Genomic DNA, 17,949 nt, shown 5'->3' with positions numbered 1-17,949 from the left:
CACGTAATGTTGGAAGGGGGAAAATCGGACATGATGTCTCCAACAAGCGACGCCGAACCCCCGACGACCCGCTTGCCACACCCCACCGTCTCTCCCCCCGAACGGTCTCAGTCACCCCCCGCTGTCCCCCAGGACGACCCGCTGTCACCGTTCCCCCTTTGAAAAACGGAGTCAGCGGGTCCTTGGTTTCAGGCCATCGCTTGCGGTAGCGCGCGGGAAAGCGTAGTCCGTCCGACGTGCCAGATGCCGAGGAGGAAAAGCCTGAGCCCGTGTCCGGGCCCGATGCCGCCGCGCAAGACGCCGCGATGCCCGATCTGGACGAGCTGCTGGAGGAATTCCGCGAACCGGCGGAAGCTCCGCGCAAGAAGCGCCAGGCGTCCGCTTCCTTTTCCTTCATCCTCGCGCTGGTCCTCTGCGTGGCCGCCGTGTGGCTCGCCTCGCGGGTCCAGCCCGGCAGTCGTGCGAATAGCCGGGTGCCCACTTCCGGCCTTTCGAAGCCGAGCAAGACGGAAGGCCGGAAAGCGCGGGAGCAGATCACGGACGTGGTTGCCGACTACACCGCACGCTGCGAGAAGGGCATGAGCGAGAGGGAGATCCGGTGGATCGTGGAGGATTTCCGGGATGAGGGGCTGGATGACGGGCCGGGAAGCTTCAGCGAGATCGTGATGGCGATCATGGAACCGCTCGATTTCGAAGTCGCCGGGACGCAGAAGCTGCTCGCGGAATCGGTGGGCACGGAACCGGCTGCCAAGCTGAAAGCCGCCGGTCTTCTCTGGGCCGTTCACCAGCAGGATTGGTATGGTGGTGCGCTGGCCGAGGCACTGCGGCTGACCTCGGAACAAAAGCGCGAGATGAAGGAGAGCGGCCGCCACTTCGTGAAGGAGAGTGAAGGCGATTTCCTCCAGATGGAGAAGGCGATGGCAGATGGTGAGGGCGGGGGACCGGAGCGAAGCTATGTGAGGGATCGGATCTATAGCTCCCTGATACCGGCGGATCTGATGTTTCCCGCCACGGGCCTGCTGGATCCTGCCTACTGGCTCAGGCTGGCCGGTTCGGCACCCGGGGAGAGGTGCAGGCTGGAGCCCTGGCAGGCGGACGTCCTGAAGCTGGGGGAGGGGGAGGAAGCGGGGCTTCCCGGTCGCCTCGACGCCGTGAATCAGGTGCTCCCCGTGCTGACCGGACAAAAGTTTCCAGCGGATGGGAATGACGTACTCGGGCTCGCGAAGGCACTGCATCCTTCGCAGCTCAAGATCCTGCTCTTGCTGGATCCGGAGCTTGCCGGGGAGCTGATGGCAGACTTGGACAAGTCGAATGAATGACCCCGGCTTGCCCATGCGGGTGAATCCCTTCTAACTCATCCCCATGCCTGACACGCCCTTGCTATCTCCCGGTGATTCGCTGCTCATCGCGGCGCCGGTGGAGTGGCGCGAGGCCTGCCTCTCGGTGCCGGCCTTGCGCGCAATCCAGCGGATGGGCGTGGAGGTGGAGATCCTGTGCCCGGAGCGGCAGGTCGGCTTCTGGCAGGTGACCGGCTTCGACGGGAATTGCCACGGGGACCGGGCTTCGGCGCGCGATATCGCAGGCATCGTGAAAGGCCGCCAGACGGCGCTGCTGTGGGAGGCCGGTCCGGCTGCCGACGGTTTTGCGAAGGCGGGCATCCCGCGGCGGATCGGCCCGGATATCAAGTCCCTGGCCAAGCGACTCACCGAGCCGGTAGCCCTCGACAATCCCGCGGGGCCGGTGACGCACCGCGTGCGATTTTACCTGAATCTCGCCTCCGCTCTCGGTGCGGAGCCCATGATGGCGGAGAATTTTGCCCCGCTGCAGATGGACGTCCCGCTGGCCGTGGAGCGCGTGCTGCTGGTGCCGGACTCGGACTTCGGCCCGCACTACGAGTGGCCGCTGGACCGCTGGGAGGCGGTGGCAAAGGCACTGCTCGGAAAGGGCCGGCAGCTCCGCATCGCCAACGGCACGAAGGGCGCGGCCCTCGCGAAGGCGATCCCCGAGGCCGAGGCGGTCACGCTGGCCACTCCCGCGCTGGAGGATCTCGCCTCCTGCTCGCTCTGCGTGGCGGCGGATGGCAGCGTCTCCCACCTGGCCGCCCACGTGGGTACGGCGTGCGTCGTACTTTTCGGCCCCGGCGAGCCGGAGTGGATGCGCCCGCTCGGCCGGCAGCACGTCACCGTGCGGCGAAAGGTGGAGTGCTCGCCCTGCCATGCGCCGAAGTGCCGCATGGACCTGCGCTGCCAGCATGACCTGGACGTGGAGGAAGTCCTCCGCGTGCTCCCCTGATCCGCACCGGCTACCGCATCACGAAGCGGAGCAGCATGTACTGCAGATTCTGATACCAGCTCAGACGGACGTAGGCGGAGCGTGTGCCGGGCGTCATGGACTCCGGCTCCGTGGTCAGGAATTGGTAGCGCTCCTCCAATGCCATCCGGGCCTGGTTCAGCGCGCCATACCACAGCTCGCCTTCCTCGCGCTTGATGAAGAGTTCGGAGGCACCATCGTCCGCGCCCGCGTTTTCCAGCGCTTGCTCCACGGCGGTGAGCTGGGAGTCGAAGGTCTCGTGCAGCTCCGGCACCACGAATTCCCGCCAGTCTTCCGCCTGGGGGTCGGAGTCCATCAGCCCGCCCATCCGGTCGGCCAGCGGTATCGCCGTGCCGCGTGCGTCGTGGGGGATGCAGCGCAGGACCATCCAATCGATCGGCGATTCGAGGTCGATGCGCAGTCCGCCTTCGAGCGTGGGAGCGGCTTTCATTCGTTCTTCTCCAGCGAGGTCTTCAGTTGATGCGCCTGGAGCTGCTGGGTGTAAAACTCGGCCTTCTCCCGTTCGCCGGACCACACGATGGAGCGGCCGCGCGTGTGCACCTCCATCATCAGCTTCGTCGCACGGTTCTCCGGGCAGCCCAGCACCTTCATGAAGACCCAGGTGACGTACTCCATCAGGTTCACCGGGTCGTCATGCACCACCACGTTCCATGGCTGATCGAGGGAGACATCCTCGCGTAGCTCGGTGAGCGTGTCGGACATGGCGGTCGGATCAGGGTGGGGGGGCTTGGTGGGTCGGATCAGACCTCCACAGGTTCGCCCGTGGGCGCGTCGATCCACTTGCCGTGCTCGCGGATCAGGTCGATCAGGCGTTCCACCGCTTCGTCTTCCGGGATGTTGAATTTCACCGGCTGCTTGCCCACGTAGAGATTGATCTTGCCCGGGGCGCCGCCCACGTAGCCGAAGTCGGCATCGGCCATCTCGCCGGGGCCGTTCACGATGCAGCCCATCACCGCGATGCGCACACCCTTCAGGTGGCCGGTCGAGGCGCGGATCTTCTGCGTCGTGCTCTGCAGGTTGAAGAGCGTGCGTCCGCAGCTCGGGCAGGCGACATAGTCGGTCTTGAAGATGCGCGTGCCCGCCGCCTGCAGGATATTGTAGGAAAGCCGCAGCGACTGGCCCGGCGCGGGCTCGCCCTGCACCAGCACCGCATCCCCGATGCCATCGCACAGCAGCGAGCCGAGGTGGCGGGCTCCCACGAGGAGGGTCTGCACGAAGTCCCCGCTCTCTCCTGTGGCGGGGGAAAGGGTGTCTTTCAGCAGGATCGGATGCCGTGCATCCAGGCGGAAGGCGAGCATGCGGAAGGCCGGGATGACATCGAGGTCGATGCCGTCCTTCACCGTGACCAGCTTCGCGGACGGTGCGTGATTCAGCTCGGACAGCGCGGCTTCGTCCCGCGGGTCGATCTCGGTCACGCCGCTCTTTTCCACGATGATCTCCGGCTTGAAGTCGCCCATCTTCGCGATCTTGTGGGCCACGGCATTCCACTTCTCCTGCGAGGTGAAGACGCGGACGGTATTCTCGCCGCCGAGCTTGTGGCCCATGATCTCCAGCACGTCCGTCTTGCGACGCTCGTAGGAGAAGGGATCGTAGGAGGCGACGAGCGCCGGGGCAGGGGGTTGGTCGGCCTTTTCCTGGAAGGGCGCTGCTAGCGCCTGTGCCACGGGCACTTCGAAGACGGGGTCTTCCGTGAGCGAGACGCGGATGGTGTCGCCGATGCCGTCCGCGAGCAGCGAGCCGATGCCGATGGCGCTCTTGATGCGGCCGTCCTCGCCATCGCCGGCCTCGGTCACGCCGAGGTGGATGGGGTAGTTCCAGTCCGCGCCTTCCTGGCCCAGACGGGCGACGAGCAGGCGATATGCCTCGATCATCACCTTCGGATTCGACGCCTTCATCGAGAAGACGAAATTGTGATAGTCCATCTCCCGCGCGATGCGGGCGAATTCCAGCGCGCTCTCCACCATGCCCAGCGGCGAGTCACCGTAGCGGTTCATGATGCGGTCGGAGAGCGAGCCATGGTTCGTGCCGATGCGCATGGCGCGGCCGAGCGACTTGCAGAGGTCCACCAGCGGGGCGAATTCCTCGCGGATGCGCTCCAGCTCCTCGGCATACTGCTCGTCGCTGTACTCACGGATCTCGAATTTCTTCTTGTCCGCGTAGTTGCCGGGATTCACGCGCACCTTCTCCACCCACTTGGCGGCTTCCAGCGCGGCGTCCGGCTTGAAATGGATGTCCGCCACCAGCGGGACATCGCAGCCGGCGGCGCGGACCTCGCGGACGATGTTTTCCAGGTTCGCGGCGTAAATCTTCGTCTGCGCGGTGATGCGGACGATCTCGCAGCCCGCCTCGGCGAGTTGCAGCACCTCGGCCACGCAGCCGGGCGTGTCGCGCGTGTCGGAGGTGATCATCGACTGCACGCGGATGGGATTTCCCCCGCCGATGCCGATCTTCCCGACGGTCACTTCGCGGGTCTTCCGCCGGTTGTAGGCCAGCAGGTCGGGGCAGTATCGCAGCAGCGCGTGGTCGCTCATCGCGCGGGAGATACACGAGGATCGGGAGATCGGCAATGTCGGTGCGGAGCAGGCAGTTTCCTCATTCCTTCCGCGACCTCCCTGTAGTGCGAAAAGCACCCTCGGAATCAGGGGGGTCCCCCGGCGAAAAGATTGATTATCAACGGACTCTATTCACTCTCCGGAGAAATGAGACTTCTCCCGCTCGTTCTCCTCTCCCTCGCAGGCTTCACCCCGCTTTCATCCGGTGCGACCCTTGGGGCGCGAGGAATGGCCTTCTACGTCCTCACGGATGACAACCGCTTGGTATCCTTTTGCGACACCGCGGTGACGAGTCCCAGCCCGCCGATGGCGATCACGGGGCTCGCGACAAACGACTCGCTTGTGGCCATCGACGTCCGCCCGATGAACCAGCAGCTCTACGGGCTGGCGCGGAATTCCGTCACCGGGGTCCTGACGCTCTACATGATCAGCCCGGAGAGCGGCATCGCCTCGCTGGTCGGCACGCCACAGGAGCCGCTGGTCGATCCGATCTCCGGAGGGCAGGTGGCGACCGCTGCGGAGCGCTACGACATCGACTTCCATCCCGCGGCGGACCGCCTGCGAGTCGTCAACAGTGCCGGGCTGAATTTCCGGATGAACCCGAACACGGGAAACTACGTCGACGGGAACTTCACTTCGGACAATGGAATGAATCCGGACGGTCCGATCAACGGAGGCACCACCTCGGTGGACGGTGCCGCCTACACGAACAACGATCCGCTCGCGACCGTCACCACCCTTTACACCTTCTCCTCCGCCACGGACCGGATCTACATCCAGAATATCCCCAATGACGGCACCCAGACCGTCCCGGTGAGTGTGTCCCTTCCCCTCGGGATCAGTGCCGTCCGGGGCTTTGACATCGCCCCGGGGGTGAATGCGCCGATGAACAATGCACCCGCCTCCGGTCAGGCGTACGCGATCTTGTCCAACGGCCTGGGCTTCACAAATCTCTACCGGGTGAATCTGGGCACCGGCAGCATCAGCTTCATGGGCGAGCTCACAGGATATAACCCGCGCAGCCTGGCCATCCGCACCCAGATCCCGGCCGCGATCGGTCTCAGCGAGGACGGCACGACCCTGATCCGCTTCAGGACCACCAGCCCGTCGCTCGAGGTCGCACAATCCATCGGCACCCAGAATCTCGCGGCCGGCGAGACGCTGGTGGGCATCGACTTCCGCCCGTCCAATGGCCAGCTCCTCGGCTTCGCGGTGAATGACGCCGCCAATACGGGCACCCTCTACAATGTGGACCCCAAGACCGGGGAACTGAAGCCGGTGGGCGCGCGCGGGCAGGTCGCCTACGTCGGCTCGGATGGCTTCACGTCCGTGGATTTTCCGGCCGCCTCGACCGGCTACGGATTCGATATCGATCCCGTGACGGACCGGGCGAGGGTGGTCACCTATTCCGGCCTGAATTTCCGGATCAACCCGAGCAACGGTGCGCCCAGCGACGGCAATCTCGGCCTGGCGGGAGCGATCACGGGGACCAATCCCGACGGGATCCTCAGCGGCGGCACCACCCACGGGACTTCGCTGGCCTACACCAATTCCTACAACAATCCCTCCGGCCAGACGACGCTCTACAATCTCGACCCGCTGGGGAACTCGATGTGGATCCAGCATCCGCCGAACTCAGGAAGCCAGCTTGAGCAAAAGGTGCTGAGGGTCGGCGCCACGGAGCTGAATTTCACGGCGGCCAGTGGCTTCGACATCACCGCCGAGGGCGGGACGAGTGGGCTGGCAGGCACTCCTTCCCGGGGCCACGGGTGGGCGGCGCTGAGGGTGGAGGGGGTGACGCGGCTCTATCAGATCGATCTCTCCACCGGGCAGGCCATCCACAAAGGCGCGATCGCCCTCGGTGGATCGCTTTCCAGCCTGGTCGTGGCGAGCGAGAACGGTGCCGGGCATGCGCCGATGTCCTGGCCATCCATCCCGGGCACCGCCTACCGGATCGAGACCTCGGTGGACCTGCTGAACTGGAAACCCTACGCCTACAAGATCACCGCGAACGGCACTGTGACCACGGTTCCCGTGCCGCTCTACCAAGGCGAGGCGAGGCGCTTCTGGCGGGCGGTGAATCCCTGAGGCATCCCCGGGGCGCGGCATTTTTCCCGGACGATGCGGCTTTGACGCTTCGCTAAATGGCGTATCCTGCCCCGCGATCATGAAAAAGCGCCTGTTCCTCCTCGCCACCTGCCTTTTCACCGGGCTCCGCGCCGAGCCCGCTGCCGTGGTCGTGGAGGCCGCGGCGGAGGCACCGGAATTCATCCGGGTGGAGGAGGGGGAGACCGCCACGCGGCTCCAGACCTCCGTGACCCGCTACACGAAGGACGGCGCGACGGTGGAGCTGGTCGGAGCCGTCCACATCGCGGACAAGAAATACTACGAGGATCTCAATACCCGCTTCACCGGGTATGATGCGCTGCTTTTCGAAGGAATCGGCTCGCCTCCGCCGCCACCCGCTGCCGGTGAGGAGGTCGCGCCCGAGCCGCCGCCTGCCGCAGAGGCCGCTCCTGCGGAGAAAAAGCCAGGAAAGCTGGACGGCCTGCACGGAGCCTACCGGTCCGGCGCGAATTGGCTGGGGCTGAGCTACCAGATGCAGGAAATCGATTACCGGAAGGCGAACTTCGTCCACGCCGACCTGTCCGTGGAGGAATTCACCGCGCTGCAGGCGGAGCGGAAGGAATCCCTGCTCGGTTTCGTGCTGAAGGCCGGGCTGCAGGAGAATGCGAAGCCGGTGAAGGAGCCCAGCACGCTGAAGCTGCTCACCTCGCTGGTCCGCCGTGACAAGAACGGCCTGAAGCGCGAGCTGGTCCACAGCCTCGGGGCAGGGGACGATCAGATCGCCGCCATCGCCGGGGACAGCGTCATCATCACCGACCGGAATGCCAAGTGCCTGCAAGTCCTTGACCGCGAGGTGCAGGCGGGGAAGACGAAGCTCGGGATCTTCTACGGGGCCGCCCATTTCCCCGACATGGAGAAGAAGCTGCTGGCAGCCGGTTGGGAAAAGACCGGCACCGAGTGGCTGACGGCGTGGGATATCGGGAAGTGACGGGGGCTCTTTGGCCCTGTCGTTATGGCTTGGGGGCCAGTCGTTGCTTCCGTCGCTGCCAAACCGCGACAGTCGCACCCCAGAGCATCATATAGCCCAAGACGATAGCCCAATAGGCGACTTCGGCGGGTTGGTTCACCGGATCGAATGGATCGTCGTCCTTGGTTTCCGGGGAGAACGCTGCCGGGAACCAGCGCTCTTCCATCCCGTCCAATGGTTCTGAATGTGAGCTGAAGCTCATTTCTCCCCAATCGCCATTCTGGGCGTCGAAGTTGATCGCTCCGCTCCGACTCTGGATGACGCAGGCCGCCTCACGGCCCTCGCAGTTGAACTGGGTGACTCGCACATTCGAGTCGGTCCAAGCCCACATGAGGAACAAGAACCCCGGCACCCCGAGCCAAAACAGCCGGGAACGATACCAAGGGCGGATCAGGCCTTTCACCCTGCGGAAATTGCCCCGGACCTTCCCCTTTGACAATCCGGGAACCCCCGACCACCCTCCGCGCGAATTCCTACCGCATCACGCACTCCCACCATGGCCTACGATCTTATCGTCATCGGTGGCGGCCCGGCCGGCTACGTCGCCGCCATCCGCGCCGCCCAACTCGGCAAAAAAGTAGCCTGCGTCGAGGCTGACCGCGCCGGCGGCACCTGCCTGAACTGGGGCTGCATCCCGACCAAGGCCCTGCTCAAGAACGCCGAGCTGTACCACACGCTTTCCCACCGTGCGAAGGAGTTCGGCTTCTCCTTCGACAATCTCCAGTACGACTGGTCCGCCGTGGTGGGCCGCTCGCGGAATGTCTCGAACAAGCTCGCCGGCGGCATCGAGTTCCTCTTCAAGAAGAACAAGATCGACTACGTCCGCGGCCTCGGTGCCATCACCGCCCCGGGCAAGGTGGAAGTCACCGCCGCCGATGGCACGAAGTCCACGGTCGATTCGAAGGACATCATCATCGCCACCGGTGCGAAGTCCCGCCCGCTGCCGCCGCTGCCGTACAATGGCACCACGGTCATCGGCTCGAAGGAGGCCATGGTCCTCGAGAAGCAGCCGAAGAGCATGATCATCATCGGCGCAGGCGCCATCGGCGTGGAATTCGCCTACATCTACAATTCCTTCGGCACGAAGGTGACCCTCGTCGAAATGGCCCCGCGCCTCGTGCCGGTGGAAGACGACGAAGTGGGCGACGCGCTCGAGAAGTCCTTCACCAAGCAGGGCATCCGCTGCCTCTCGAATCACAAGATCACCAAGACCGAGGACAAGGGCAGCCATGTCGAGGTCACGGTCGAGGGCGCGAAGGAAAACGGCGTCCTTTCCGCGGACGTCGTGCTCGTCGCCATCGGCGTGCAGCCGGTGCTTCCCGGCGGCCAGCAGCCGGAGCTCACCGAGCGCGGCTTCGTGAAGACCGGCGATCGCTACGAGACCTCCATCCCGGGCGTCTACGCCATCGGTGACGTCAGCGGCCCGCCGCTGCTCGCGCACACCGCGTCCTTCGAGGCCATCCAGTGCGTCGAGGGCCTCTATGTGGACGGCCACACCCCGCGGAAGGTGACGAATTTCCCCGGCTGCACCTACTGCCACCCACAGATCGCCTCCGTCGGCAAGACCGAGCGCGCGCTGAAGGAAGAAGGCATCGAGTACAAGGTCGGCAAGATCCCCTTCGTCGCCATCGGCAAGGCCATCGCCTCCGGCGAGCCGGACGGCTTTGCAAAGCTCCTCTACGGCAAGAAGCACGGCGAGCTGCTCGGCGCGCACATCATCGGTGAGAATGCCACCGAGCTCATCGCCGAGATGGGCCTGGCGCTTGACCAGGAACTCACCGCCGAGGAGATCCACTCCACCATCCACGCTCACCCGACCATGAGCGAGGTGATCCACGAGGCCACCCTCGCCGCGGACGGCCACGCCATCCACTTCTGATCCCTGCGAGGCGGCCCGCTGCCTCCAGAGACCATCTTACCCAAAAGCCGTCCCGGAAAACCGGGGCGGCTTTTTCCTTTTGTCGGAGGATAGAAAGCTCCCGGGAGCAGGCGCTACTTTTCCGGCTGCTTCTTCACCTTCTCGCGTGCCTTTTCCATCAGCTTCTCCGTGCCCCACTCCAGCGAGTCGCCGTCGAAGTAGCGGAGCTTGAAGTCGTCGGTCTTCTTGAGCGCCTTCAGCTCGGGACTCTGCTCCAGCATGGCGATGGCCTCGGCAGCGGCGAATCTGAAGGGGTCCGCCACGCCCGGGGCATTCGGGTCCGCCTTCTTGCTCTCCCACTCCTGCTCGAAGAGCGCGTCGAAGACCTCGTAGTGGATCTCATTCAGCCGGTTCGTGTCGGGCGGGCATTTCAGATGGTAGCTCGGATACTTCCACGCGTTGAAGTGCCAGCGGCCCATGATCTTGCGGACCTCCTCGTCGGTCTTGTCCTCCAAGCCCGTGCTGTTTTTCCGGAATGCCGCCACGCCATCGACGTAGCCCTTCTCGGTATTGAGATAGACCGAGAGATCCCAGTTCTCGCCGCTCTCGATGACGATCCCGTAGATCGGCTCGTCGGGATGGGCTGCGCTGAAGTGGGCGATGACGCTCGTGAGGTAGCCGCCGAGTTCCTTCGTGACCCGCGGCCAATCCACGGCCTCGGCCTTGTCCCAGGCTTCCGCGGTCGTCTTATATTCGCCGTACTTCGACTTCCCCTCACCGTGCGCGGGGACACAAGCAAGGAGGGCGAGTGCAAGGATGAGTTTTCTCATGGGTTTCAGAGGGTTCACATAAGAGAAACCCCCGGAGACCCCGCGCTGTCGAGCCAATCCAAGTGACGGCATTGGTGCTCCATCCGCCGGGCGGTACCGGCTCCGGGGCATCGGGCGGGGGGCGAGGGAAGATGACTCGAAGATCTGCATTTGCCCGCGTCGGGGTATTCTGTTAGGAGCGCGGAAGCATGAGCGCCTGGTACTATGCAAAGGATGGCCAACAGCATGGCCCGGTTTCCACCGATGAGATCGTCCGCTTGTTCGGTACGGGCTCCATCAGCCCGGGGGATCTGGTCTGGCGCGAGGGCATGGTGGACTGGAAGCCAGCGGGCGAGGTCCCGGAATTGGCACCTGCGCATCCTGCCCACGAGGAAACCCCGGCCTCGCTGACACCGGCTGCCGCTGTATCCGGGAGCGCTCCGGATGCTTTCAATCCCTACCGGCCGCCAACGGCTTCCTGGAATGAACCGCAGTCAACATTGCCCGAGGCCGGTGAAATCGTGCCCGGCAGCCAGCCGCTCGACATCGGCTTCTGCATTTCCCGCGCGTGGGACCTGACGAAGCGGCACTTCGGCATGCTGATCGCCGTCGGCCTGATCTACGGTGCCCTCAGCGCCGGTTTCGGCGTCCTGACCGAGTTGCCGATTATTCTACAGGAGGCAGGCACGAGCGATCATCAGATCTACACGCCTTCGGCTGCCATGAAGGGGTATATCTTTGTGGCCAATTGCGTCAGCCACATCTTCGATATCTTCCTCGGCCTTGGCCTCACCCGCATCGGGCTGAATCTGGTTTCGGAAAAGCCCGCGGAGATCGGCATGCTCTTCGGCGAGGGGCGAAAGCTGGTCACGGGCGTCCTCGCAGCCATTCTCTACTACTCCATGGTGGCCCTTGGGTTGATCCTGCTGATTTTCCCGGGCATCTACCTGGCCCTGCGCTTCGGGCAATATCAGGCGGCCATCGTGGACAAGGATCTCGGGGTGATGGATTCGCTGAAATACAGCGCCCGGATCACCCAGGGGAATCTCCTCAGTCTCTTCGGTCTCGCGATCGTGAGCATGCTCATCGTCCTGGCCGGGGTGCTGGCGCTGCTGGTGGGTCTCTTCGCCGCGCTGCCCATCGTCTATCTGGCGTCCTACGTGTCCTACCGCTGGCTGCAATACGGGCGTGCAAGCATCCCCGGACACCGGTAAGGTCGCGCGGTTCCCATGCGTCCGGCCCTTGCCCTCCTCTCCCTGATCGCGGCGACGGCCGCGCAGGCGAAGGACGCCCCGCCGCCCTACCTCCGCGAGAAGCCGCAGGCATCGCTCAAGTCACCCGGGGTGACGGAGGCCAGCGGCCTGGCGATCTCCCCGACGCGGGCGGACCGGATGTGGATCCTCAATGACAGCGGCGGCACCGCGGACCTGCACCGCACGGACCCGGACGGCGCCGACCTCGGGAAGGTGGCGGTGAAAGGCGTGAAGAACGTGGATTGGGAAGACCTCTCGTCCTTCACCCATCAGGGAAAGCCCTACCTGCTCATCGCGGATACGGGGGACAATATCTCCAAGCGCTCGCAATGCCGGCTCCACATCGTCGCCGAGCCGAAGGAGGCGGACAAGGAAGCGCAGGTCGCCTGGACCATCACCTTCACCTACGAGGACGGGCCGCGGGATTGCGAGGCGGTGGCGGTGGATGAAAAGGCCGGGAAGATCCTGCTGCTCAGCAAGCGGACCTCGCCGCCCTACCTCTACGAGCTGCCGCTGAAGCCCGCGGGCAAGGACCCGCAGGTCGCGCGGAAGGTGGGAAAGATCACGGAAAAGCTCTCCGCGGGGATGCCGCCGATTCCCTTTGGCACGCAGCCGACCGGGCTCGCCGTCAGCGCGGACGGGAGGTCGGCGGCGGTGGTGACGTACTTCCGAGTCTTCCTTTTCCCCCGCGGCGAGGGCGAGACCTGGGAGGCGGCCTTCGCGCGCCCGCCAATGCCGCTCGTCCCGCATCGCCTGCGGCAGGCGGAGTCGGTCTGCTTCGCGCGGGATGGCTCGGCCATCTTCGTCGTCTCCGAGGGGGCGAAGTCCCCGGTGGTCCGCTACCGGCGCGGCGCAGAATAAGGCGGCACGCCTTCCTTGCCCGGCAGGGGTATCGCGGCTAGGCAAGCGCATGGCCCGACGTTCCTTCAGCCTGATGCTTGCCTGGCGCTACCTCAATCCGCGCCGGGCCATGCTTTCCGCCGTCACGCTCATCTCCGTGACCGGCGTGCTGCTCGGCGTGCTGGTGCTGGTGGTGGTCATGTCGGTGATGGCAGGCCTGGAGAAGGAAGTGAAGGAGCGCTTCCTCGGCTTCACGCCGCACGTGCGGCTGGAGTACATGCCCTTCGGCGGCTTTCGCGAGCCGCTGGAGCAGTGGCGCGAGACCGCCGAGGCGGTGAAGAAAGTGGAGGGCGTCCAGGGCGCCACCGCCTTCATGCAGGACTACGCGCTGGTCGATGTGGACTCGCGCCAGCGCCCGGCCTTCTTCCGCGGCGTGGATACCGACGATACCTCGCAGGTCGAGGGCATCACCGCCATGCTGGATCAGACCGAGCACCCGGGCAGCAGCGCCGACATGGGACTCGACGACCGCATCGTGATCTCGTCGATCATCGCGAAGCAATTCGACATCGGAGTCGGCGGCAAGATGAGCCTCTACTCCGCGCGGAATTTCGAGCAGGTGAAGCACGTCTATGACATCACCTCGCGCCCGCCGCTGCGCGAGGAATTCGCTCCGCTGCTCGCGAATGCAAAAGAGATGCTGGCCAAGCCGTGGGAAAAGCGCGGCGAACAACTCTTCCTCGCGGATGACGCCGTGGATGCGCTCTACATCCCGCTCTACGAGGAGATCTACCGGCAGGACGTGCGCGATCCCGAGAAGGAGATCATCGGGCGAGTGCTGAAGATGATGGACGAGGCCGGCGAAGCGGAAGGCGGACTGCTCTTCGCCGCCGATACTCAGGCACAGATGCTGGCAATCCTCGCCGAGCTCGATGAGACGAACGTCGAGGAAATGGACGCTGCCATCCTGAAAGGCATCAAGGAACTGGTGCTGCCAAAGGAGGCGACCGTCATCGGCGTCTATCAGGCATCGCAGATGGCTCTCACGCCGGACATCTTCATGCCGCTGCCGCTGGCCCAGGAGCTCGCGGGCATGAAGGGCGCGGTGCAGGGCATCTCGGTGCGCCTTCACGATCCGTATCACGCGAACCAAGTGGCGCAGACATTGGTGAATGCCTTGCCCCCCGGTTGGCGTGGCATCACGTGGACTGAGGAGCTGGGTGACTTCTCGCGGCTCATCGCGCAGCAGCGCATGATGATGTACTTCGCGCTCTCCTTCATCATCCTCGTGTCGGCCTTCTCGATGATGGCGGTCATGTTCACCGTCACGATCCAGAAGCGCCGCGAGATCGGCGTGATGAAGGCACTGGGTGCCGCGCCCGGACAGATCGTGCGGGTGTTCGTTCATCAGGGCATGATCCTCGGCTTCGTCGGCGCGCTGCTCGGCAGCGGCCTCGGGCTGCTGGTCATCCGCTTCCGCGGCAACCTGCAGGAGGTCCTGCGGCATTTCGGCTTCGATCCCTTCTCCAGTGCCTTCCTCGGCTTCGACGTGCTGCCCGCACAGATCAAGCCGGAGGAGATCGTCGTGGTGGCGATCTCATCGTTCCTGCTCTGCTCGTTCGCTGCCTTCGTGCCTGCCTTCTTCGCGGCACGCAGCGATGCGGCGAAGTCATTGCGGAATCTCTGACACGACTTGTATGTCCGGCACGCTTGTCAGGTCATACCCTTACAAGCCGATATCATCTAACTACGACACCGCCTCGAAACCGGTGCCGGTTTTATAGTCGCGCATTTCAGAGGCTTTGTCTGGAATGCTTGCGTCGTGAAGGAAATCTGGAACCTCGCCATCAGTCCTCAGGTGCTGCCGTTGACCCTACTGCTGGTCCCGGTCGCGCTCTACTGGCTGCTGAATCTTCTGGGCACGCTGGATCTGGATTTCCTCGATGTCGATATCGACGCCGACGGCCCGGATGGCGGCGACTCATCCGGTGGACATTGGTTCCATGGAGCCCTGCGATTCGTGAACGCCACGGATGTTCCGCTCATGTTCGTCCTGACGGTGCTGGTGATCCTGCTCTGGGCTTGCACCATGATCGGGAATGTGTGGTTCGATGCCTCCCAGTCCGGTCTCACGGGAGGCTTGATCATGGGGGTCTCGCTGGTGGCATCGGTGGTCATGACCCGGTATGTGGTCGCACCGCTCAAGCCATTCTTCCGCATGCTGCGCGCCGATGATGAGAAGCATCCTCCCGTTGTCGGTCGCACGGGCCTCGTGCGCACCGCATGGGTCGATGAGCGCACCGGACAGGTCGAGATCGAGATGCAGGGCGCACCGCTGCTGCTGAATGCCAAGGTCGCAACCGGCACCCTTTCCCTTCCGAAGAATACCGAGGTCATCGTGATCGCGCATGATGCCGATACCGGCATCTACATCGTCCGCTCAATCTCCGACTCTATCCCACCCCAATCCTTATGAACCTGCCATCCCTGCTCGCACAAAACTCCACCCAACAAATCGTAACGATAGGCGCGTTGGCGCTCGGTGCGATAATCGCTGCCTTCGCGGTGCTGGGCCTCGTTTATTCGATGCTCTATCGCAAGGCCCAGAGAGGCCAGGCTCTGATTCGGACGGGCGCAGGTGGCACCAAGGTCAGCTTCAATGGCATGATGATGGTCCCCGTGTTCCATAGGATGGAGACCATGGACATCTCCCTCAAGCGCGTGGAGATCGACCGTACCGCGAAGAACGGCCTGATCTGCAAGGACAACATGCGCGCGGACATCAAGGTCGCCTTCTTCGTTCGTGTGAATCAGACCGACGAAGACGTGCTGCGCGTGGCTCAGTCGGTCGGTTGTGATCGCGCGTCGAATACCGAGGAGATCCGCTCGCTCTTTGACGCGAAGTTCTCCGAAGCATTGAAGACCGTCGGCAAGCGCTTCGATTTCACCGAGCTGTATGAAGAGCGCGAAACCTTCCGCGACGAGATCATCAAGATCATCGGCACGAACCTGAACGGCTTCGTCCTCGATGACGCCGCGATCGATTACCTCGAGCAGACTCCGATCGAAGCGCTTGATCCGGACAACATCCTCGACGCGCAGGGCATCAAGAAGATCACCGAACTCACCGCCACGCAGGCGAAGCTCGCGAACCACATCCAGCGCGACAAGGAGAAGGTCATCAAGCAGCAGGACGTGGAAGCCCGCGAGGCGATCCTCGAGCTGGAGCGCCAGCTTTCCGAGACCGAGGCGAAGCAGAAGCGCGAGGTGGACAGCGTGCGTGCCCGCGAACAGGCGGAGACGATGAAGGTGCAGGAAGAAGAGCGCCAGAAGGCCGAGCGCGCCCGCATCGCCGCGCAGGAGGAGATCGACGTCGCCACCCAGAACAAGGAACGCCAGGTCCTCGTCGCCCTGCGCAACAAGGAGCGCACCGACGTGGTCGAGATCGAGCGCGTGAGGCGCGACCAGGAGCTGGAGGCCATCGAGCGCGAGCGCGTCACCTCGCTCAAGTCGATCGAAAAGGAGAAGGCCGTCGAGATCGAGAAGAAGGCGATCCAGGACGTGATCAAGGAGCGCGTCGCGGTCGAGAAGCTCGTCGTGGTCGAGCAGGAGCGCATCAAGGACACCGAGGCTTTTGCCGGCGCTGACCGTCAGAAGCAGGTCACCGTCACCCTGGCCGAGGCCGTGGCGCAGGAGGAAATGATCCGCAAGGTGAAGGAAGCTGAGGCCAGCCAGGAGGCCGCGAAGCTGCGTGCCGACCAGGATCTCTACGAGCGCGTGAAGGCCGCCGAGGCCGACAAGAAGGCTGCCGAGCTGAAGGCCGAGCAGGTCGTCATCTCCGCCGAGGCCGAGCAGTCCGCGAGCGAGAAGCTGGCATTTGCCAAGAAGCAGCTCGCCGAAGCCACCGCGAAGGAAACCGCCGCGCCCGGACTTGGCGAAGCCGAGGTCATGCTGGCGAAGGCCGATGCCGCGCAGAAGCAGGGCACCGCCGAGGCGGAGGTCAGCCGCCTGAAGTTCGAGGCCGAGGCCGAGGGCATCAACAAGAAGGCCGAGGCGATGAAGCTGCTCGAGGAAGCCGGACAGGCCCACGAGGAATTCAAGCTCAAGCTGGAGAAGGAAAAGGCCATCGAGCTTGCCGGGATCAATATCCAGAAGGACATCGCCGAGGCGCAGGCCAAGGTCATGGGCGAGGCGATGAAGTCCGCCAAGATCGAGATCATCGGTGGCGAGAGCAAGTTCTTCGACCAGATCGCCGGGGCCATCTCCCGCGGCAAGTCGGTGGACCGCATGGTCGCCCACAGCGAGGTGCTGCACGATGTGAAGGAGACCTTCTTCAACGGGGATCCGGAATACTTCAAGTCACAGCTCCGCGAATGGGCCGGCCAGTTCGGCATCAGCAGCGAGGACGTGAAGAACCTCACCGTGGGTGCGGCCATCGCGCAGTTCCTCGGCAGTGCGAACGGTGAAACCCGCAGCAAGCTCATCAGCCTGCTCGGTGCCGCCGACCGCTTCGGCCTCGCCGACCAGAACGCCGCGAAGGTGCTTGGCTGAATGAATGGATTTGCCACGGGTCGGGTAGCGATGCCCGGCCCGTGGTTCGCACCAAAGATTGAACCGCGAAAGAACGCGAAAATGCGCGAAATCTGAAAGGCAGGGAAAGGAAGAGTGATGAGACGTCTTCCTGGAGTTCTTCAAATTTCGCGTCCCTTCGTATGACTTCGCGGCTCTCCTCCTTCCTCCCGAACCAATGAGCGAGCTACTCTACAAGCAGGAGAGCTATGAGATCATGGGTGCCTGCTTCGAGGTCTACAAGGAGATGGGAATCGGCTTCTACGAACCCATCTACCACGAGTGCCTCGAGAAGGAGTTTCGCTGGAGGAATCTGCCCTACGTCCACCATCCCGGTCTTGCCCTTGTCTACAAAGGTGAGCCGCTGAAGCAGTCCTATGAAGCTGACTTCGTGATGTTCTCGAAGATCGTGCTCGAAGTGAAGGTCGCGAAGTGCCTCATCGACGAGCATCGTGCCCAAGTGATCAATTATCTCAGGGCTACAGGCTTCCAGCTCGGTCTTCTCGTGAACTTCGGTCGTCTCGGTGGACTTGAGTGGGAGCGGATCGTTCTCACCGACTGGATCAGGGAGCGAAGCGAGCCCCCTGATCTCAACTGACTTTCCTTGCCTTTTAGATTTCGCGCATTTTCGCGTTCTTTCGCG

Annotated in this window: 16 protein-coding genes; 11 read left to right on the top strand and 5 right to left on the bottom strand. The window is 63.9% G+C overall.

Annotation, left to right across the window (positions count from 1 at the left end; all coding sequences use genetic code 11):
• Window positions 1-236 precede the first annotated feature (236 nt).
• Both OKA04_RS04175 and OKA04_RS04170 read left to right on the top strand, forming a co-directional pair.
• Window positions 237-1,319: a hypothetical protein gene (locus tag OKA04_RS04175; protein ID WP_264499872.1), complete on the top strand. Its 1,083-nt coding sequence runs from the start codon at window positions 237-239 to the stop codon at window positions 1,317-1,319.
• Window positions 1,320-1,362: 43 nt separating this feature from the next.
• Window positions 1,363-2,292, top strand: a complete 930-nt coding sequence (locus tag OKA04_RS04170) for a glycosyltransferase family 9 protein (RefSeq protein WP_264499871.1) — start codon at window positions 1,363-1,365, stop codon at window positions 2,290-2,292.
• A 10-nt stretch (window positions 2,293-2,302) separates the two neighbouring features.
• On the opposite strand, the gene OKA04_RS04165 is transcribed toward OKA04_RS04170, so the two are convergent.
• The 3 genes from OKA04_RS04165 to ispG are packed head-to-tail and all read right to left on the bottom strand — an operon-like array spanning window position 2,303 to window position 4,862.
• Window positions 2,303-2,761, bottom strand: a complete 459-nt coding sequence (locus OKA04_RS04165; protein WP_264499870.1) for a DUF2017 family protein — start codon at window positions 2,759-2,761, stop codon at window positions 2,303-2,305.
• The gene (clpS, locus tag OKA04_RS04160; RefSeq protein ID WP_264499869.1) at window positions 2,758-3,033 is read right to left on the bottom strand and encodes an ATP-dependent Clp protease adapter ClpS; all 276 of its coding nucleotides are present in this window, start codon (window positions 3,031-3,033) and stop codon (window positions 2,758-2,760) included. The genes OKA04_RS04165 and clpS overlap by 4 nt, the downstream gene beginning before the upstream one ends.
• A 38-nt stretch (window positions 3,034-3,071) precedes the next feature.
• Complete coding sequence (gene ispG / locus OKA04_RS04155; RefSeq protein WP_264499868.1) at window positions 3,072-4,862, bottom strand: (E)-4-hydroxy-3-methylbut-2-enyl-diphosphate synthase; 1,791 nt, start codon at window positions 4,860-4,862, stop codon at window positions 3,072-3,074.
• 168 nt (window positions 4,863-5,030) lie between these two features.
• Between ispG and OKA04_RS04150 the strand changes: the two genes are divergently transcribed.
• Both OKA04_RS04150 and OKA04_RS04145 read left to right on the top strand, forming a co-directional pair.
• Entirely contained in the window at window positions 5,031-6,971 is a 1,941-nt protein-coding gene (locus OKA04_RS04150) for a DUF4394 domain-containing protein (protein ID WP_264499867.1), read from the top strand.
• 79 nt (window positions 6,972-7,050) lie between these two features.
• Window positions 7,051-7,938 (top strand): hypothetical protein, encoded by an 888-nt coding sequence (locus OKA04_RS04145; RefSeq protein ID WP_264499866.1) that lies wholly within the window; start codon window positions 7,051-7,053, stop codon window positions 7,936-7,938.
• Between the two features lie 22 nt (window positions 7,939-7,960).
• Here OKA04_RS04145 and OKA04_RS04140 read toward each other — a convergent pair whose 3' ends face one another.
• Window positions 7,961-8,380: a hypothetical protein gene (locus tag OKA04_RS04140; protein WP_264499865.1), complete on the bottom strand. Its 420-nt coding sequence runs from the start codon at window positions 8,378-8,380 to the stop codon at window positions 7,961-7,963.
• 93 nt (window positions 8,381-8,473) lie between these two features.
• Here OKA04_RS04140 and lpdA point away from each other — a divergent pair, with 93 nt between their 5' ends.
• Window positions 8,474-9,856: a dihydrolipoyl dehydrogenase gene (gene lpdA, locus OKA04_RS04135; RefSeq protein ID WP_264499864.1), complete on the top strand. Its 1,383-nt coding sequence runs from the start codon at window positions 8,474-8,476 to the stop codon at window positions 9,854-9,856.
• A 113-nt stretch (window positions 9,857-9,969) separates the two neighbouring features.
• Here lpdA and OKA04_RS04130 read toward each other — a convergent pair whose 3' ends face one another.
• Window positions 9,970-10,665, bottom strand: coding sequence for a hypothetical protein (locus OKA04_RS04130; RefSeq protein WP_264499863.1), 696 nt, complete (start codon window positions 10,663-10,665; stop codon window positions 9,970-9,972).
• A gap of 188 nt (window positions 10,666-10,853) precedes the next feature.
• Here OKA04_RS04130 and OKA04_RS04125 point away from each other — a divergent pair, with 188 nt between their 5' ends.
• The 6 genes from OKA04_RS04125 to OKA04_RS04100 all read left to right on the top strand — a co-directional run bounded on the left by OKA04_RS04125 (window position 10,854) and on the right by OKA04_RS04100 (window position 17,904).
• Complete coding sequence (locus OKA04_RS04125) at window positions 10,854-11,858, top strand: GYF domain-containing protein (protein WP_264499862.1); 1,005 nt, start codon at window positions 10,854-10,856, stop codon at window positions 11,856-11,858.
• Window positions 11,859-11,873: 15 nt separating this feature from the next.
• Window positions 11,874-12,758, top strand: a complete 885-nt coding sequence (locus tag OKA04_RS04120) for a hypothetical protein (RefSeq protein WP_264499861.1) — start codon at window positions 11,874-11,876, stop codon at window positions 12,756-12,758.
• A gap of 49 nt (window positions 12,759-12,807) precedes the next feature.
• Complete coding sequence (locus tag OKA04_RS04115) at window positions 12,808-14,424, top strand: FtsX-like permease family protein (RefSeq protein ID WP_264499860.1); 1,617 nt, start codon at window positions 12,808-12,810, stop codon at window positions 14,422-14,424.
• A gap of 135 nt (window positions 14,425-14,559) precedes the next feature.
• Window positions 14,560-15,213 (top strand): hypothetical protein, encoded by a 654-nt coding sequence (locus tag OKA04_RS04110; RefSeq protein ID WP_264499859.1) that lies wholly within the window; start codon window positions 14,560-14,562, stop codon window positions 15,211-15,213.
• Window positions 15,210-17,288 carry a flotillin family protein gene (locus OKA04_RS04105; RefSeq protein ID WP_264499858.1) on the top strand — a complete coding sequence of 693 codons (2,079 nt, stop codon included), beginning with the start codon at window positions 15,210-15,212 and terminating at the stop codon, window positions 17,286-17,288. Before OKA04_RS04110 ends, OKA04_RS04105 begins: the two co-directional genes overlap by 4 nt.
• Window positions 17,289-17,484: 196 nt before the next feature.
• On the top strand, window positions 17,485-17,904 hold the full coding sequence (locus tag OKA04_RS04100; RefSeq protein ID WP_264499857.1) for a GxxExxY protein: 420 nt from the start codon (window positions 17,485-17,487) through the stop codon (window positions 17,902-17,904).
• Window positions 17,905-17,949 lie beyond the last annotated feature (45 nt).

The sequence above is a fragment of the Luteolibacter flavescens genome (genome assembly GCF_025950085.1).
In the GTDB taxonomy this organism is placed as follows: domain Bacteria; phylum Verrucomicrobiota; class Verrucomicrobiia; order Verrucomicrobiales; family Akkermansiaceae; genus Haloferula; species Haloferula flavescens.
This window is presented reverse-complemented; position numbering and strand designations above follow the sequence as displayed.

What these genes read in the sequence shown, in the direction of transcription:
- OKA04_RS04145 (WP_264499866.1), top strand. Translation starts at nt 7,051, where the DNA reads ATGAAAAAGCGCCTGTTCCTCCTCGCCACCTGCCTTTTCACCGGGCTC.
- OKA04_RS04170 (WP_264499871.1), top strand. Translation starts at nt 1,363, where the DNA reads ATGCCTGACACGCCCTTGCTATCTCCCGGTGATTCGCTGCTCATCGCG.
- lpdA (WP_264499864.1), top strand. Translation starts at nt 8,474, where the DNA reads ATGGCCTACGATCTTATCGTCATCGGTGGCGGCCCGGCCGGCTACGTC.
- OKA04_RS04130 (WP_264499863.1), bottom strand. Translation starts at nt 10,665, where the DNA reads ATGAGAAAACTCATCCTTGCACTCGCCCTCCTTGCTTGTGTCCCCGCG.
- ispG (WP_264499868.1), bottom strand. Translation starts at nt 4,862, where the DNA reads ATGAGCGACCACGCGCTGCTGCGATACTGCCCCGACCTGCTGGCCTAC.
- clpS (WP_264499869.1), bottom strand. Translation starts at nt 3,033, where the DNA reads ATGTCCGACACGCTCACCGAGCTACGCGAGGATGTCTCCCTCGATCAG.
- OKA04_RS04150 (WP_264499867.1), top strand. Translation starts at nt 5,031, where the DNA reads ATGAGACTTCTCCCGCTCGTTCTCCTCTCCCTCGCAGGCTTCACCCCG.
- OKA04_RS04165 (WP_264499870.1), bottom strand. Translation starts at nt 2,761, where the DNA reads ATGAAAGCCGCTCCCACGCTCGAAGGCGGACTGCGCATCGACCTCGAA.
- OKA04_RS04100 (WP_264499857.1), top strand. Translation starts at nt 17,485, where the DNA reads ATGAGCGAGCTACTCTACAAGCAGGAGAGCTATGAGATCATGGGTGCC.
- OKA04_RS04120 (WP_264499861.1), top strand. Translation starts at nt 11,874, where the DNA reads ATGCGTCCGGCCCTTGCCCTCCTCTCCCTGATCGCGGCGACGGCCGCG.
- OKA04_RS04125 (WP_264499862.1), top strand. Translation starts at nt 10,854, where the DNA reads ATGAGCGCCTGGTACTATGCAAAGGATGGCCAACAGCATGGCCCGGTT.
- OKA04_RS04115 (WP_264499860.1), top strand. Translation starts at nt 12,808, where the DNA reads ATGGCCCGACGTTCCTTCAGCCTGATGCTTGCCTGGCGCTACCTCAAT.
- OKA04_RS04105 (WP_264499858.1), top strand. Translation starts at nt 15,210, where the DNA reads ATGAACCTGCCATCCCTGCTCGCACAAAACTCCACCCAACAAATCGTA.